The organism is Massilia sp. UMI-21, assembly GCA_015277795.1.
Lineage (GTDB): Bacteria > Pseudomonadota > Gammaproteobacteria > Burkholderiales > Burkholderiaceae_D > Telluria.
In genome coordinates this window covers 35,566-50,299 of sequence record CP063848.1, presented here as the reverse complement: position 1 = coordinate 50,299, position 14,734 = coordinate 35,566, and the positions used below count along the sequence as shown (strand labels likewise).

Annotated in this window: 12 protein-coding genes; 5 read left to right on the top strand and 7 right to left on the bottom strand. The window is 65.7% G+C overall.

The window, feature by feature from the left end:
- The first annotated feature begins 38 nt into the window (after positions 1-38).
- Positions 39-860 (top strand): lipid-binding SYLF domain-containing protein, encoded by an 822-nt coding sequence (locus tag IM543_00220; protein ID QOY94398.1) that lies wholly within the window; start codon positions 39-41, stop codon positions 858-860.
- 80 nt (positions 861-940) lie between these two features.
- On the opposite strand, the gene uvrA is transcribed toward IM543_00220, so the two are convergent.
- Complete coding sequence (uvrA, locus tag IM543_00215; protein QOY94397.1) at positions 941-3,790, bottom strand: excinuclease ABC subunit UvrA; 2,850 nt, start codon at positions 3,788-3,790, stop codon at positions 941-943.
- A 315-nt stretch (positions 3,791-4,105) separates the two neighbouring features.
- Between uvrA and IM543_00210 the strand changes: the two genes are divergently transcribed.
- Complete coding sequence (locus IM543_00210; GenBank protein ID QOY94396.1) at positions 4,106-4,831, top strand: acetyltransferase; 726 nt, start codon at positions 4,106-4,108, stop codon at positions 4,829-4,831.
- Between the two features lie 214 nt (positions 4,832-5,045).
- Positions 5,046-5,549, top strand: a complete 504-nt coding sequence (ssb, locus tag IM543_00205) for a single-stranded DNA-binding protein (protein QOY94395.1) — start codon at positions 5,046-5,048, stop codon at positions 5,547-5,549.
- A gap of 341 nt (positions 5,550-5,890) precedes the next feature.
- Here ssb and IM543_00200 read toward each other — a convergent pair whose 3' ends face one another.
- The 6 genes from IM543_00200 to IM543_00175 are packed head-to-tail and all read right to left on the bottom strand — an operon-like array spanning position 5,891 to position 11,972.
- Positions 5,891-6,289 carry a cation:proton antiporter gene (locus tag IM543_00200; GenBank protein QOY94394.1) on the bottom strand — a complete coding sequence of 133 codons (399 nt, stop codon included), beginning with the start codon at positions 6,287-6,289 and terminating at the stop codon, positions 5,891-5,893.
- Positions 6,286-6,564 (bottom strand): K+/H+ antiporter subunit F, encoded by a 279-nt coding sequence (locus tag IM543_00195; protein QOY94393.1) that lies wholly within the window; start codon positions 6,562-6,564, stop codon positions 6,286-6,288. The genes IM543_00200 and IM543_00195 overlap by 4 nt, the downstream gene beginning before the upstream one ends.
- Entirely contained in the window at positions 6,548-7,066 is a 519-nt protein-coding gene (locus IM543_00190) for a Na+/H+ antiporter subunit E (protein QOY94392.1), read from the bottom strand. The genes IM543_00195 and IM543_00190 overlap by 17 nt, the downstream gene beginning before the upstream one ends.
- On the bottom strand, positions 7,063-8,706 hold the full coding sequence (locus IM543_00185; protein QOY94391.1) for a monovalent cation/H+ antiporter subunit D: 1,644 nt from the start codon (positions 8,704-8,706) through the stop codon (positions 7,063-7,065). Before IM543_00185 ends, IM543_00190 begins: the two co-directional genes overlap by 4 nt.
- Positions 8,703-9,047, bottom strand: a complete 345-nt coding sequence (locus IM543_00180) for a Na+/H+ antiporter subunit C (GenBank protein QOY94390.1) — start codon at positions 9,045-9,047, stop codon at positions 8,703-8,705. The genes IM543_00185 and IM543_00180 overlap by 4 nt, the downstream gene beginning before the upstream one ends.
- Positions 9,048-11,972 carry a monovalent cation/H+ antiporter subunit A gene (locus tag IM543_00175; protein ID QOY94389.1) on the bottom strand — a complete coding sequence of 975 codons (2,925 nt, stop codon included), beginning with the start codon at positions 11,970-11,972 and terminating at the stop codon, positions 9,048-9,050. It lies immediately after the preceding gene.
- Between the two features lie 242 nt (positions 11,973-12,214).
- Here IM543_00175 and IM543_00170 point away from each other — a divergent pair, with 242 nt between their 5' ends.
- Together IM543_00170 and IM543_00165 are read left to right on the top strand one after the other, a co-directional pair.
- Positions 12,215-13,990 (top strand): ABC transporter ATP-binding protein, encoded by a 1,776-nt coding sequence (locus IM543_00170; protein QOY94388.1) that lies wholly within the window; start codon positions 12,215-12,217, stop codon positions 13,988-13,990.
- Between the two features lie 240 nt (positions 13,991-14,230).
- On the top strand, positions 14,231-14,656 hold the full coding sequence (locus IM543_00165; GenBank protein ID QOY94387.1) for an organic hydroperoxide resistance protein: 426 nt from the start codon (positions 14,231-14,233) through the stop codon (positions 14,654-14,656).
- Positions 14,657-14,734: the final 78 nt, after the last annotated feature.

Sequence of the window (14,734 nt, the reverse complement as noted above, 5' to 3'; positions counted from 1 at the left end):
CTGTTTAGTCTTTCAATACCATCGAGGGAGGAAAGACCATGAAACCAACCATGAAACATTGCATTGCCGCTATGTTGCTGGCAGGATCGAGCAGCGTCGTCGTGGCCCAGGTAGGCCCCGCCAAAGAGGCTGCCACCGTCGGTACGGAACAGCATCAGGAAAAAATGGGCAACGCGGTCGAGCACATTAACAAGTCGATCGAGGTCGTGCGCCAGATGCAGGCAACGCCGGAAATGGCAACGCTGCTGAAGCGTTCGAAAGGCGTGTTCATCGTGCCGGATTATGGTCGCGCGGCGCTGGGTGTCGGCGTGCGTGGCGGCGCCGGCGTGCTGCTGACGCGAACCGGAAATACCTGGGGTAATCCGGCCTTCTACAATATGGGCGGCATCAGCGCCGGCATACAGGCCGGTGCGGAAGCCGGCGCCGTCGCCTTCGTGCTGAATGATGAGAAAGCGATGAAGTCCTTCATGCAGAACAACAAGTTCTCCCTGAACGCCGACGCCGGCCTGACGGTGGTGGACTGGTCGAGGAAAGGCATGGGAACGGCCGGCTGGGGTGACATCACCGTGTGGTCCGACACCGAAGGCCTGTTCGGCGGCGCGGCGATCAGCATCACCGACGTCGACTATGACGAAGAAGAGACCTCGGCCTATTATCGCCGCCAGGTCGCGGCACGCGATGTCCTGAGCGGCAAGATCACCAATCCGAATGCCGCCACGCTGCGCAAGTCGCTGGCCGCACTCACCGGGGACAGTCGCGCGGCCACCATGGGCGCGAGCGGCACCCGCGGCGCCACCTCGGACAGCCAGATGCAAGACAAGGAGCACATGGACAAGACGGACAAGGAATACAAGCGCTAAGCCGGGCGCAGGCATGAAAAAGCGGGGATGCGGCTGGTGGCCGCATCCCCGCTTTTTTTCATCCGACGCTCGATCCCGGCTCAGCCCTTGAGCAGGGGCTTCAAGTACTTGCCCGTCACGCTCGCCTTGTTCTTCGCCACCTCTTCCGGTGTGCCGCTGGCGACGATCTGGCCGCCGCCCGCGCCGCCTTCCGGCCCCAGGTCGACGATCCAGTCCGCGGTCTTGATCACGTCGAGGTTGTGCTCGATGATCGCCAGGGTATTGCCCTGGTCGCGCAGGCGGTGGATCACCTTCAGCAGCAGGTCGATGTCGGCGAAGTGCAGGCCGGTGGTGGGCTCGTCCAGGATGTACAGGGTACGGCCCGTATCGCGCTTGGACAGTTCCAGCGACAGCTTCACGCGCTGCGCCTCGCCGCCCGACAGGGTGGTGGCGCTCTGTCCCAGCTTGATGTAGCCAAGGCCCACATCCAGCAAGGTCTGGAGTTTACGCGCGATGACCGGCACCGGCTTGAAGAACTCGTGCGCGTCCTCGACGGTCATGTCCAGCACTTCGGTGATGCTCTTGCCCTTGTAGTGCACCTCGAGCGTCTCGCGGTTGTAGCGCTTGCCGTGGCAGACGTCGCAAGGCACGTACACGTCCGGCAGGAAGTGCATCTCGACCTTGATCACGCCATCGCCCTGGCAGGCTTCGCAGCGGCCGCCCTTGACGTTGAACGAGAAGCGGCCGGCCGAGTAGCCGCGTTCCTTCGCGGTCGGCACGGTGGCGAACAGGTCGCGGATCGGCGTGAACACGCCGGTGTAGGTCGCCGGGTTCGAGCGCGGGGTGCGGCCGATCGGCGCCTGGTCGACCGAGATCACCTTGTCGAAATGCTCCAGGCCGTGGATCGCGTCGTGCTCGGCCGGCTCGGTCTGCGAGCCGTACAGGTGGCGCGACAGGGCCGGGTACAGGGTGTCGTTGATCAGGGTCGATTTACCGGAACCCGAGACGCCGGCGATGCAGGTCATCAGGCCTACCGGCAGCGTCAGCGACACATTCTTGAGGTTATTGCCCCGGGCGCCGGTGATCACCAGCTGGCGTGCCGGGTCGGCCTTGGTGCGCTTCTTCGGCACCGCGATCTTGCGGCGGCCGTCGAGGAATTGCGCGGTCACCGAGTGCTCGTTCTTCATGATCTGCTCGAGCGTACCTTCGGCGATGATCTGGCCGCCGTGCACGCCCGCGCCCGGACCCATGTCGACGATGTAGTCGGCGGTGCGGATCGCATCTTCGTCGTGCTCGACCACCAGCACGCTGTTGCCGATGTCGCGCAAATGTTTGAGCGTCGCGATCAGGCGGTCGTTGTCGCGCTGGTGCAGGCCGATCGAGGGCTCGTCCAGCACGTACATCACGCCGGTCAGGCCGGAACCGATCTGCGAGGCCAGGCGGATGCGCTGGGCCTCGCCGCCGGACAGGGTATCGGCGCTGCGGTCGAGCGACAGGTAGTCGAGGCCGACGTTGTTCAGGAACTTCAGGCGGGCCGTGATTTCCTTGATGACGCGCTCGGCGATGTCCTTCTTGGCGCCGGTCAGTTCCAGGGTCTCGAAGAAGGCCAGGGTGTCGCGCAGCGGCTTGTCCGAGACTTCGTAGATGGCGCGCTGCTGGGCGCCCTGGCCGATCTTCACGAAGCGCGCCTCGGTGCGCAGGCGCGCGCCCTCGCAGGACGGGCACTTCTTCTCGTTGATGAACTTGGCCAGCTCTTCCTTGACCGCCATCGAGTCGGTTTCCCGGTAGCGCCGCTGCAGGTTGTTCACCACGCCTTCGAAGGTGTGCTCGCGGATCACGGTGCGGCCACGCTCGTTGACGTAGCTGAACGGAATCGCGGTCTTGCCCGAGCCGTGCAGCACGGCATCCTGCGCCGACTTCGGCAGGGTCTCGAAGGGCTTGTCGAGGTCGAAGTCGTAATGGGCCGCCAGGCTCTGCAGCATCTGGTAGTAGAACTGGTTGCGGCGGTCCCAGCCCTTCACGGCGCCGGAGGCCAGCGACAGGTGCGGGAAGGCGACGATGCGGCGCGGATCGAAGAACTCGATGTGGCCGAGGCCGTCGCATTCCTGGCAGGCGCCCATCGGGTTGTTGAACGAGAACAGGCGCGGCTCCAGCTCCTGCAGCGAATAGCCGCAGACGTTGCAGGCGAACTTGTTCGAGAACACCGTTTCCTTCTCGGTATCCATTTCGTAAGCGACAGCGCGGCCATCGGCCAGGCGCAGGGCGGTCTCGAAGCTTTCCGCCAGACGCTGCTTGATCTCCGGGTTCACCTTGACGCGGTCGATGACGACGTCGATCGTGTGCTTTTCGGTCTTCTTGAGCTTGGGCAGTTCGTCGATTTCGTGGATCTTGGCGGCATTGACGCCGCTGGCGACGCGGAAGCGCACGAAGCCCTGGGCCTGCATGGCCTGGAACAGGTCGCTGTGCTCGCCCTTGCGGTTGGCCACCACCGGCGCCAGGATCATCAGCTTGGTGCCTTCCGGCATGGCCAGCACGCTGTCCACCATCTGCGACACGGTCTGGGCCGCCAGCGGCTCCTGCGGGTGGTCCGGGCAATACGGGGTCCCGACGCGCGCGTACAGCAGGCGCAGGTAGTCGTGGATCTCGGTGACGGTGCCGACCGTCGAACGCGGGTTGTGCGAGGTGGCCTTCTGCTCGATCGAGATCGCCGGCGACAGGCCTTCGATCAGGTCGACGTCCGGCTTTTCCATCAGCTGCAGGAACTGGCGCGCGTAGGCCGACAGCGACTCGACGTAGCGACGCTGGCCTTCGGCGTACAGGGTGTCGAAGGCGAGCGAGGACTTGCCCGAACCCGACAGGCCGGTGATGACGATCAGCTTGTTGCGCGGAAGGTCGAGGTTGATGTTCTTCAGGTTGTGCGTGCGTGCGCCGCGGATACGAATTTCTTCCATTAAGTCTTTAAAGGCTTTCAATAAGTTTTGCGGGACCGGCACACATGAGTGTCGCGGGTGAGCGGGCCAATCGGGGAGAACCCATTAGTGTAGCTGGTTTTTCGAAACGCTGTACATGCATCCAGCACTTTCGTGCTAGTAGGACACACCAATCGGCATGTGGAGTAAAGCTATCTGATGTGTTCTCACGCCAGTTCAATAGTTCGCTCGTCAACAAGCGGGATTTTTTTATCGGGTCATTCCCGGTAGCCAAGTCCTGGCTTCGTAGTAGAGTGTTAATTTTAGTTAAGCTGGCAATGCCGACGCGGGGACAGCATGCAGATCACGACGGAAGACGATTTCAACGGCGTCCAGGAAGACCATCCATGGGCGGGACAGTTCACCGTCCTGGGTTACGCCAGCGGTGGAACCAGCCTCATTCCCCATCAGTTTTTCCGCGACTGGCGCGACCAGGAGGCGCAGCATGGCCATTTTTATATCGGCCGCTGCTCGGGCCTCGGCGTCGGCTCGCTGGCCAAGTACGACGCCGGGCACCAGGGCCTGGCAATCGGGCGCTTCGTCGCGGGTGGCCTGCGCCTGCGCTTTCTGCTCAACGGACAGCACGAGACCAGGACGATCTCGACCTACATGTTCTCGATCGCCGGCATGGGCCTGCAGAACGCGCCGCCTCCGCAATATGCCGATTCGATCATCAAGAACGATGTCTGGATCGGCGACGAGGTCATGATGCTGGGCGGCGGCATCATCGAGAACGGCTGCATCATCGGCGCCCGTTCGCTGCTGCCGCCCAACTTCCGCTCGGAACCCTACGGCGTGTATGCCGGGTCGCCGGCCAAATTGATCCGTTTCCGCTTTTCTGAATCCGTGCGCGCGGCCCTGCTGGACCTGGCATGGTGGGACATGCCGCTGACCTGGATCCGCGACAACAATGCGATGTTCCTGCAAGACATGACCATGGAGGAGGACCAGGCCCTTGCCACGATTGCCAGCTTAAAAGCCAGCCGCGAGGCCTTCGAAGCGCAGCACGGCAAGCAGACCTGAGCCGGACCGGATACGGTATTTTTTGCGCCGGATCACCGCGCCGGCGGGCACCTGCCGGGGCGGGGCCCGGTCTCAATTTGAGTGCTGCAACGCCGCGAAAAAAGCACTTTCGGTTCCTGCTCATCGGCCCCATAATACCCAGTTGCAGCACGCGTTCCCTGACGCTTAGTCACGTGCAGAGTCAGGGCTCTACAAAATCTACTGGAGTATCAACATGGCATCAGTCAACAAGGTCATCATCGTCGGCAACCTCGGCCGCGACCCGGAAATCCGCTACATGCCGAGCGGCGACGCAATCGCGAACATCGCGGTGGCCACCTCGTACAAATCGAAGGACCGCCAGACCGGCGAACAGAAAGAACTGACCGAGTGGCACCGCATCTCGTTCTTCGGCCGCCTGGCCGAGATCGTGGGGCAGTACCTCAAGAAGGGCTCCTCGGTCTACGTCGAAGGCCGCCTGCAGACCCGCAAGTACACCGACAAGGACGGCATCGAGCGCTACGCAACCGACATCATCGCTGAGAACATGCAGATGCTGGGCGGTCGCCAGGGCATGGGCGGCGGCGACAGCATGGGCGGCGGCATGGATGACGGCGGCGGCTACGAGCCGCAGCAGCGCCCGGCCCCTCGCCAGGCCCCGCCGGCACCGGCAGCCCGTCCGCAACCGCAGCGCCCGGCGCCGAACTTCTCGGACATGGATGACGACATCCCGTTCTGATACGTACTATTCTGCGAAGTCTTACCTGAAAACGAAGCCACCTCGGTGGCTTCGTTTTTTTATTGCCGATCACGCGCACCGGTGTCATGTCGTACAAACCGCATATCGCCTTATTTAGACGAAACTTTTGATGTCAGCACGACATCGCATCGCCTAGACCTTTATTGCCTTACGCGCGAAAAAGTGTGTTGCCCTGAGCTATTGCAAGGCGGCGACGCCCGCAGCACAGGCCGCCGCCGGCAAGCTCGCGAAACAACTGGCCGCGGCCGAGCGCGAGCGCGAACGCGCGCGTCGGCAGGCGGAAGAAGATCGCAAGCGCAAGGAAGCCGCCGATGTTACGGCTAGCGCCGGCCCGGCACTTCCTCGTCGGGTTGTTCGGGAATGACATACACCTCTCCCGCCGTCGCGCCGGAATCGTGCTTGCGCGCCCGCAGGTCGCGGTACACCGCGGCGCGCACGATCGTCATCGTCACCACCGGCGCCGTCAGGAAGATGAATACCCCGATCAGGATTTCATGAATCACCAGGCGCGACTGCGCCACCGTGAAATAGATTGTCGAGGCCAGCAGCAGGCAGGCGGCGCCGAGGGTGACCGTGATGGCCGGGCCGTGGATGCGCTGGTAGAACAGGGGCAGGCGCACCAGGCCGAAGGCGCCGATCAGGACGATGCTGGCGCCCAGCACCAGCAGCAGGGCCACCGGCAGCGCCGCCCAGCCGGGAATGGCCTCGATGCCCTTCATTCGATGATCTCCCCACGCATCAGGAACTTTGCCAGGGCAAAGGTCGAGGCGAAGCCGAGCAGCGCCACCAGCAGCGCCACCTCGAAATACACCTGGGTGCCGAAGCGGATGCCGAGCACGATGGCCAGCAGCATGCCCGACATCCAGAGCGTGTCCAGCGCCAGCACCCGGTCGTGCGCCTCGGGGCCGACCAGCAGGCGTACGGTGCACAGCACCATCGCCAGCAGGACGCAGACCAGGGCGTAGCCGACGGCGAATTCAAGCAGGGTGTCCATTGTCGTTCTCCGGTTCGAAAATGGTGATCAGGGGCCGCTCGTAGCGGGTCTTGATGGTATCGACCCACCAGTCGGCGTCGTGCAGGTCGAACACGTGCATGGCCAGTTCGTAACGCTCGGGCAGGATTTCGACCCAGACGGTACCGGGGGTCATGGTGATCAGGCAGGACAGCATCGCCAGGCCATAGGGGTCGCGGATGGTCAGCGGCACCAGGATGAAGCGTGCCTCGACATTGCGGGCGTTCCCCGACAGGATGATGCGGCTGACACCGAAGCACGAGCGTACGATCTCGACCGTGGCCATGGCCAGCAGGCGCACCATGGTCAGCGGGGCGCGCATGCGCGGGTAGCCGAGGGGCAGCAGCCGGCGCGACAGCCACGGCACCGCAATGCCAAGCAGCGCCCCGAACAGCAGGTGCGCCGGCGACAGCGACTGGTTGAGCAGCAGCCACAGTACGCACAGGCCCAGCGACACGATCGGATGGGGAAGCCAGCGCATCATGGCGCCTCCGGTGCCGGCGAAGCCTTGTCCGGCCGGGCGGGGCCGGGCACCGGGGGCGTACCCAGCACGCGCTCGACATACAGCCCGGGGTCGTGCAGCTCGGCGCTGGCGCGCGCCAGGTAGCCGAATACGGGGCGGGCCTGGATCGTCAGCAGCACCGACACCAGCAGCAGCGCCACCACCGGCACCACCTCGGCCGTGTGCAGCCTGGGCGGGCCGGCCGTTTCCGTGGCCCAGAAGCTGCGCACGCCGAAACGCATCATCGACACGATGGCCAGCAGGCCGGAACCGAACACCAGCGCCATCAGGCACCAGCCGGCGGCGCCGACGCCGGGCATGCCCGGCGCCGGGTTGATCACGGCGTGGAACATGCCGAACTTGGCGACGAAGCCCGCCAGCGGCGGCAGGCCCGCAATGGAGAGCGCGCAGGCCATGAATGCCAGCGACAGGAAGGCCATCGCCGCCGGCACGCCTTTTCCTTTCGGCTCGGCCGGCATGTCCTCGACCGCGAAGGCTTCGGCGGTCAGGGCCAGCATCGCGGCGCGCGGCGTACGGATGCGGTCGACCAGTTCGATCAGCAGCACGAAGGCGCCCAGGGCGAGGGTCGATACGACAAAGTAGTACAGCCCTGCGGTGACCAGCGAGGCCTGGCCGTAGCCGATGACGGCCAGCAGCGTGCCGGACGAGACGACCGCCGCATAGCCGGCCAGCCGACCGGCGGTGTCGGTGGCCAGCATGCCGGCGGCGCCGTACAGGATCGTTACCATGCCGCCCCACAGCAGCGCGTCGTAGCCGAAGGCTGCCGCATCGCCGCCGGTGTCGGGAAACACGAGCAGCCAGACGCGCAGGACCGCATACGCGCCGACCTTGGTCATCAAGACCAGCATGACCGCGACCGGCGGCGAGGCGGCCGCGTAGGTGGTCGGCAGCCAGAAGCCGAACGGCCACATCGCCGCCTTGACCAGGAAGGCCAGGGCCAGCACGCTCAGGCCCGCATGCAGCAGGGCGCCGCGTCCGGCCTCGAGCGCGCCGATGCGCGCCGCCAGGTCCGCCATGTTGAGCGTGCCCGTGGTCGCGTAGACCAGGGCGATGCCGATCAGGAACAGCAGGGAAGCGGTGAGGTTGACCGCGATGTAATGCAGGCTGGCGCGCAGCCGCTCGGCGTTGTAGCCGTGCAGGACCAGGCCATAGGAAGCCGCCAGCATCACCTCGAAGAACACGAACAGGTTGAACAGGTCGTGGGTCAGGAAGGCGCCGTTGATCCCCATGAGCAGGAACTGGAACAGCGAATGGAAGTGCACGCCGAGCCGGCTCCAGCGCGGCTGGGCGTAGTGCAGCGCCGCCAGCGCCAGCACGGCCGTCAGCAGCAGCATGGCGGCGGCCAGGCGGTCGGCCACCAGCGTGATGCCGAAGGGGGCGGCCCAGTTGGCGGCGAAGTAGATGCCGATGCCGCCGGCCCGGACGCCGTCGGCCAGCATGCACAGGGCCAGCGCATTGGCCAGCAACGCCAGCACCGTGCCATAGGCGAGCGCGAACTTGAGGCGGTGCCAGCCCTGGGTGAACGGCGTCATGAGCGCGCCGCTCAGCAGCGGCAGCAGCACGGGCAGGATCGCCAGGTGTTCGCTCCATGCAAGGCTCATATGCGGGGCTCCTCGCCGTCCACGTGGTCGGTGCCGGTCAGGCCGCGGGCGCCGATCATCACCACCAGGTACAGCGCGGTGGTGGCGAAGCCGATCACGATGGCGGTGAGCACCAGCGCCTGCGGCACCGGATCGGCCAGCGCCGCCGGGTCGGGGACCTTGCCGGCACGGGTGAGCGGCGGACTGTCCACCGTCAGTCCACCCATGACGAAGATGAACAGGTTGACGGCATACGACATCAGGAGCAGTCCGATCAGCACCTGGTAGCTGCGTGGACGCACGATCAGCCAGATGCCGGAGCCGAACACGATGCCGATCGCGAGCGAGATGACGGTTTCCATTTACTCGATCTCCTTGGGGGGCGCGATGGTGGCGGGCGTGGCCGGGGCTGTGGGCGCGGCGTCGCGCTCGGTGCGGCGACTGCGCAGCGACTGGTGCGCCAGCGCCACCAGTACCAGCATGGTGGTGCCCACCACGACGAAGAACACGCCCAGGTCGAACAGGAAGGCCGACGGAACGTGCAGCTCGCCGAGCAGGGGCAGGTGCAGGTGCGCGGTATGGCTGGTCAGGAAGGGATAGCCGAACAGCCAGGCGCCCAGCCCGGTGCCGCAGGCCAGCGCCAGGCCCCAGCCGATCCAGCGATGCGGCCGCAGGCGCAGTTGCGACTCGACCCAGTCGGTGCCGGCCACCATGTACTGCACGATCAGCGCGGTGGAAAACACCAGGCCGGCGACGAAGCCGCCGCCCGGCTCGTTGTGGCCGCGCATGAAGAAGTAGACGGCCACTACGCCGATGCCCGGCAGCAGGAAGCGCAGGTAGATGGCCTGCACCATCAGATAGCCGGAACCGGCTTGTTGGGCCGGTTTCTGGCGCACCGCCGGATCGACGTCGTTGGCCTGCTGCACCGGGATCGGAATGCTCTCGGGCGCGGGACGGAAGCGCCGCAGCAGCGCATAGACCGTCAGCGCGACCGCCGACAGCACCGTGATCTCGCCCAGCGTGTCGAAGCCGCGGAAGTCGACCAGCAGCACATTGACCACGTTGGCGCCGCCGCCTTCGGGCAGGGCGCGCAGCACGAAGAAATCGCGGATGCCGCTCACGCGCGGCTGCGTCAGCACGGTGTAGCTTGCCGCTGCCAGGGCCAGTCCGCCGGCCACGGCCACCGTCGCATCGCGCGCGCGCCGCAGCCGGGTAGCGGCCGGCGCGTGCGGCGCGAGGCCGGGCGGCGCAAAGCGCGGCGGCAGCCAGCGCAGGCCGAGCAGGATCAGGATCGCGGTCACCGTCTCGACCATGAACTGGGTCAGCGCCAGGTCGGGCGCCGACAGCCACAGGAAAGTGATGGTCGTGGCCAGGCCGGTGGCTCCGGCCAGGGCCAGGGCGGTGAGGCGGTGGTATTTGGCCTGCCAGGCGGCGCCCACCGCGCAGCCGGCGCCGATCACCCACAGCATGGCGAACAGCGGATCGGTGCCGGCCAGGCCGGGAAGCGGCCAGCTGCGCTCCGGCCGCGCCAGCAGCAGGGGAACGGCCACCCCGGCCGCCACCAGCACCAGCAGTTGCGACTGCAGGTGGCGTGTGCCGGCCAGGCGGATCAGCCGACGCGCGCCCAGTGACAGCCCCAGCATGCTGGTCTCGTACAACTGGGCGCCGCGCAGGTGGTGGAACAGCGGGGTGCGGTCGCGCTGGGCCAGGTCGAAGCGCTTGCGCAACACCAGGTACAACACCAGGCCGCCGCCCAGTGCTACCAGGCTCATCACCAGCGGCAGGTTGAACCCGTGCCAGATCGCCAGATCGTATTCCGGCATGGTCGGTCCCAGGATGGCGTGAGCGGCCACCGCCAGCACATCGCCCACCACCCGCTCCGGCATCACCCCCACCGCAATGCACAGCAGCACCAGGCATTCGATCGGCACGCGCATCCAGCGCGGCGGCTCATGCGGCTGCTCGGGCAGGTTGCGCGCGAGGGGGCCGAAGAAGACGCTGATGTAGCGCAGCGAGTAGGCCACGCTGAACACGCCCATCGCCACCGCCGCGACCGACATCCACCAGTTCTCGCGGCCGCCGACGTGCACTGTCTCGGCGAAGAACATCTCCTTGGACAGGAAGCCGTTCATGAGGGGAACGCCGGCCATGGCGGCGCTGGCCACGATCGCCAGCGCCGCGGTATGCGGCATGACGCGCCGTAGTCCGCGCAGCAGGCGCATGTCGCGCGTGCCCGACTCGTGGTCGATGATGCCGACCGCCATGAACAGCGAGGCCTTGAACACCGCATGGTTCATGGTGTGGAACACGGCCGCCACCACCGACAGCGGCGTGCCGATGCTCATCAGGACCGTGATCAGTCCCAGGTGGCTGATGGTGGAATAGGCCAGCAACCCCTTCATGTCGCTCTGGAAGATCGCGAAGAAGGAACCCAGCAGCAAAGTGCAGACCCCGGCGCTGCCCAGCACCCAGAACCACTCCACGCTGCCCGCCAGGGCCGGCCACAGGCGCATCAGCAGGAACACGCCGGCCTTGACCATGGTGGCGGAATGCAGGTAGGCCGATACCGGTGTCGGCGCGGCCATCGCATGCGGCAGCCAGAAGTGAAAGGGGAACTGGGCGCTCTTGGTCAGCGCCCCGAGCACGACCAGCACCAGGACCGGCCGGTACCAGTCGTGGTCGCGGATCCGGTTGCCCGCCGCGAGCACGGCCTCGAGTTCGTAGCTGCCGGCGATATGGCCGAGCAGCAGCACGCCCGCCAGCAGGCACAGGCCGCCCATGGCGGTCACCACGAAGGCCATGCGCGCCCCGCGCCGGGCGTCGTTGCGCTCCTGCCAGTAGCCGATCAGGAGAAAGGACGTGACGCTGGTCAGCTCCCAGAACACGACCAGCTGGATGAGGTTGCCCGACAGGACGACCCCGAGCATCGACCCCATGAAGGCCATGATGTAGGCGTAGAAGCGCGGGACGGGATCGCGCTTCGACATGTAATAGCGCGCATACAGCAGCACCAGTGCGCCGATGCCGAGCACCATGACGGTAAACACCCATGCCAGGCCGTCCATGCGCAGGACGATGTCGAGCCCGAATTCCGGCAGCCATGCAACACGCAGCTGCGGGACCTCGCCGGCGGCGATGCGGCCGAACTGGGCGATCGCCAGCCCCAGCGCGGCCAGCGTGGCAATGCCGGCGATGGCGGCGGGGCGGTCGCGCGAATCGCCCGGCATCCACGAGGCGAGCAGCGCGGCGCCGAAAGGCAGAAGCAGGAGCAGGAGCAGGAGCAGCATGCCGTCAGCTCCGTGGGATCAGGCGTGCGGACCGGGCCTGGCCGATGGCAGACAGCAGGGACCGCGGTCCGGGAGCACAGCTGCTGTCTTTCACGTCGTCCTCCTGCAGAAAAGTGTGGCAAATATGATCACTTTACTGTGTTTGCCGGGGATGTGACGCCGCGTTCAGCCCGTCGCGTGCTGTCGCAGCGCAGGCGGCCGGCCGTGCGCGCCCGCGAGGCATGCATTGGTAAGATGCCAACATGCACATCCTCTGGAGCTACCTGCGCCCGCACTGGCGCCTCGCCATGCTGGCGCTGCTGCTGGCCGGCCTGGCACAGGTGCTGAACCTGGTCGACCCGATCATCTTCGGCAAGATCATCGACGACTATGCCCTCCATCCCGGCGACAGGACCGACGAGCAGCTGGTGTCCGGCGTGATGCGCCTGCTGGGGCTTGCCGTGCTGGTGGCCCTGCTGGCGCGCCTGGCCAAGGCGCTGCAGGAATATGTCACGAGACTGGTGGTGCAGCGGCTGGGCGTGGCGATTTTCAATGACGGCCTGCGGCAGGTGCTGCGCCTGAAATACCAGGAATTCGAAGACCTGCGCAGCGGCGAGACCCTGTCGCTGCTGCAGAAGGTGCGCGCCGACAGCGAACGCTTCATCAACACCTTCATCAACACCGTATTTGCCTCGCTGGTCGGGGTCTCCTTCCTGGTCTGGTACGCGGTCACCAAGCACTGGCTGCTGGTGCCGGTGTTCGTGGTCGGGGTGCTGGTGCTGGGCGGGCTGACCGGCCTGCTCTCGCGCGAGATCAAGACCCAGCAGCGTTCGATCGTGCGCGAAACCAACCGGAATTCCGGTTTCATCACCGAGTCGCTGCGCAACATCGAGCTGATCAAGAGCCTGGGCCTGACCTTCACCGAGATCCGGCGCCTGAAGGCGCAGACCGACAGCATCTTCGCGCTCGAGATGGAGAAAGTGAAGCGGATCCGCCTGCTCTCCTTCCTGCAGGGCAGTACCCTGAGCCTGCTGAAACTGGCGATCCTGTTCGCGCTGCTATGGCTGATCTTCCGGAATGTCCTCTCGACCGGCGAACTGATCGCGATGCAGTTCATCTCGGTGGCGATCTTCGCGCCGCTGCAGGAGTTGGGGAACATCATCCTGGCGCACCGCGAGGTCGAGGCCTCGCTGCTGAACTTCCGCGCGCTGATGGACAAGCCGATCGAGCGCCGTCCGCAAGACTTCGTCGAGATCGGACCGCTCCAGCAGATCCGCTTCGCCGAGGTCGGCTTTCGCCACAAGGGGGCGCCCGAAGACGCGCTGGAGGATATCTCGTTCAGCGCCGCCCTGGGGCAGACGCTTGCCTTCGTCGGGCCCTCCGGCTCGGGCAAGTCGACCCTGGTGAAGCTGCTGGTGGGGCTGTACACGCCGGCGCGCGGCAAGGTGTTCTACAACGAGATCTCGACCGAAGACCTGCGCTACAACGAGGCACGCCGCCAGATCGGCTTCGTGACCCAGGAGACCCACCTGTTCGCGGGGACCATCCGCGACAACCTGCTGTTCGTGAAACCGGATGCGAGCGATGCGCAGCTCATGGCCGCGATGGCGCAAGCTTCCTGCCTGAACCTGGTCGAGAAGTCGCCCGAGGGACTGGACACGATCATCGGCGAGCGCGGCATGAAGCTGTCGGGCGGCGAGAAGCAACGCCTGTCGATCGCCCGGGCGCTGGTGCGCGAGCCGCGTCTCCTGATCTTCGACGAGGCGACGTCGGCGCTCGATTCGCTCACCGAAGAGCAGATCACCAACACCGTGCGCGACATCTCGGCGCGCGCCGGCCAGATCACGATCCTGATCGCGCACCGGCTGTCCACCGTCATGCATGCCGACGCCATCCACGTGCTGGAAAAGGGCCGCATCGTCGAAACCGGCACGCACGCCGCCCTGGTGGCGCAGAAAGGCCTGTACTACGCGATGTGGCGCCAGCAGATCGGCGAGCGGAAGCCGGAGCCGGGTGCGGTGCAGGCGTCTGCGGGGTAGCGCAGGCCGCGCCCGTCGCCTTGCGCACGACCCGAAGGCGCCGCCATGTGCAGCATGCTTGCGCTGGTCGACACCGCGCATTTGTCGCCACAGAAAAATAGCTTGCAATTAAATAGTGCGCTATGTATTATCGCTTTCATGGCACGGACCTTGGTCCAGGCCAGCACAATTTAAGTAGCGCGCGATCTAATCGCTAACAATGATTTGGGCTTGGCCCACAACCCGCAAAGGAGCATCTCCATGGCAATCGAAAAAGTCCTCTACCGTGCAAGCGCCCAGGTCACCGGCGGCCGCGACGGCCGCGCCGTCTCGTCCGACAATGCACTCGACATCAGGCTGTCCACCCCGAAGGAGCTGGGCGGCGCAGGCGGCGCGGGCAGCAACCCGGAGCAGTTGTTCGCTGCCGGCTACTCGGCCTGCTTCCTCGGCGCCATGAAATTCGTCGCCGCCCGCGACAAGCTGAAGATCTCGCCCGACGTGTCGGTGCAGGGCAGCGTCGGCATCGGCCCGATCCCGACCGGCTTTGGCATCGAAGTGCTACTGCAGATCAGCCTGCCGGGCCTGCCGGAAGAGGAAGCACGTACCCTGATCGAACGCGCCCATGTCGTCTGCCCTTACTCGAACGCGACCCGCGGCAATATCGACGTGAGCCTGCAGCTCGTCTGATACCAGGCCGCAGCGCCGGACCGACAGCCAGCCATACGGGACAGAACAGCCCATATGGCTGGCTTTTCTGTTTTTTTG

Coding starts and splice junctions, on each gene's coding strand:
- ssb (QOY94395.1), top strand. CDS start 5,046: ATGGCATCAGTCAACAAGGTCATCATCGTCGGCAACCTCGGCCGCGAC.
- IM543_00210 (QOY94396.1), top strand. CDS start 4,106: ATGCAGATCACGACGGAAGACGATTTCAACGGCGTCCAGGAAGACCAT.
- IM543_00220 (QOY94398.1), top strand. CDS start 39: ATGAAACCAACCATGAAACATTGCATTGCCGCTATGTTGCTGGCAGGA.
- uvrA (QOY94397.1), bottom strand. CDS start 3,790: ATGGAAGAAATTCGTATCCGCGGCGCACGCACGCACAACCTGAAGAAC.
- IM543_00170 (QOY94388.1), top strand. CDS start 12,215: ATGCACATCCTCTGGAGCTACCTGCGCCCGCACTGGCGCCTCGCCATG.
- IM543_00180 (QOY94390.1), bottom strand. CDS start 9,047: ATGGAAACCGTCATCTCGCTCGCGATCGGCATCGTGTTCGGCTCCGGC.
- IM543_00165 (QOY94387.1), top strand. CDS start 14,231: ATGGCAATCGAAAAAGTCCTCTACCGTGCAAGCGCCCAGGTCACCGGC.
- IM543_00190 (QOY94392.1), bottom strand. CDS start 7,066: ATGATGCGCTGGCTTCCCCATCCGATCGTGTCGCTGGGCCTGTGCGTA.
- IM543_00185 (QOY94391.1), bottom strand. CDS start 8,706: ATGAGCCTTGCATGGAGCGAACACCTGGCGATCCTGCCCGTGCTGCTG.
- IM543_00195 (QOY94393.1), bottom strand. CDS start 6,564: ATGGACACCCTGCTTGAATTCGCCGTCGGCTACGCCCTGGTCTGCGTC.
- IM543_00175 (QOY94389.1), bottom strand. CDS start 11,972: ATGCTGCTCCTGCTCCTGCTCCTGCTTCTGCCTTTCGGCGCCGCGCTG.
- IM543_00200 (QOY94394.1), bottom strand. CDS start 6,289: ATGAAGGGCATCGAGGCCATTCCCGGCTGGGCGGCGCTGCCGGTGGCC.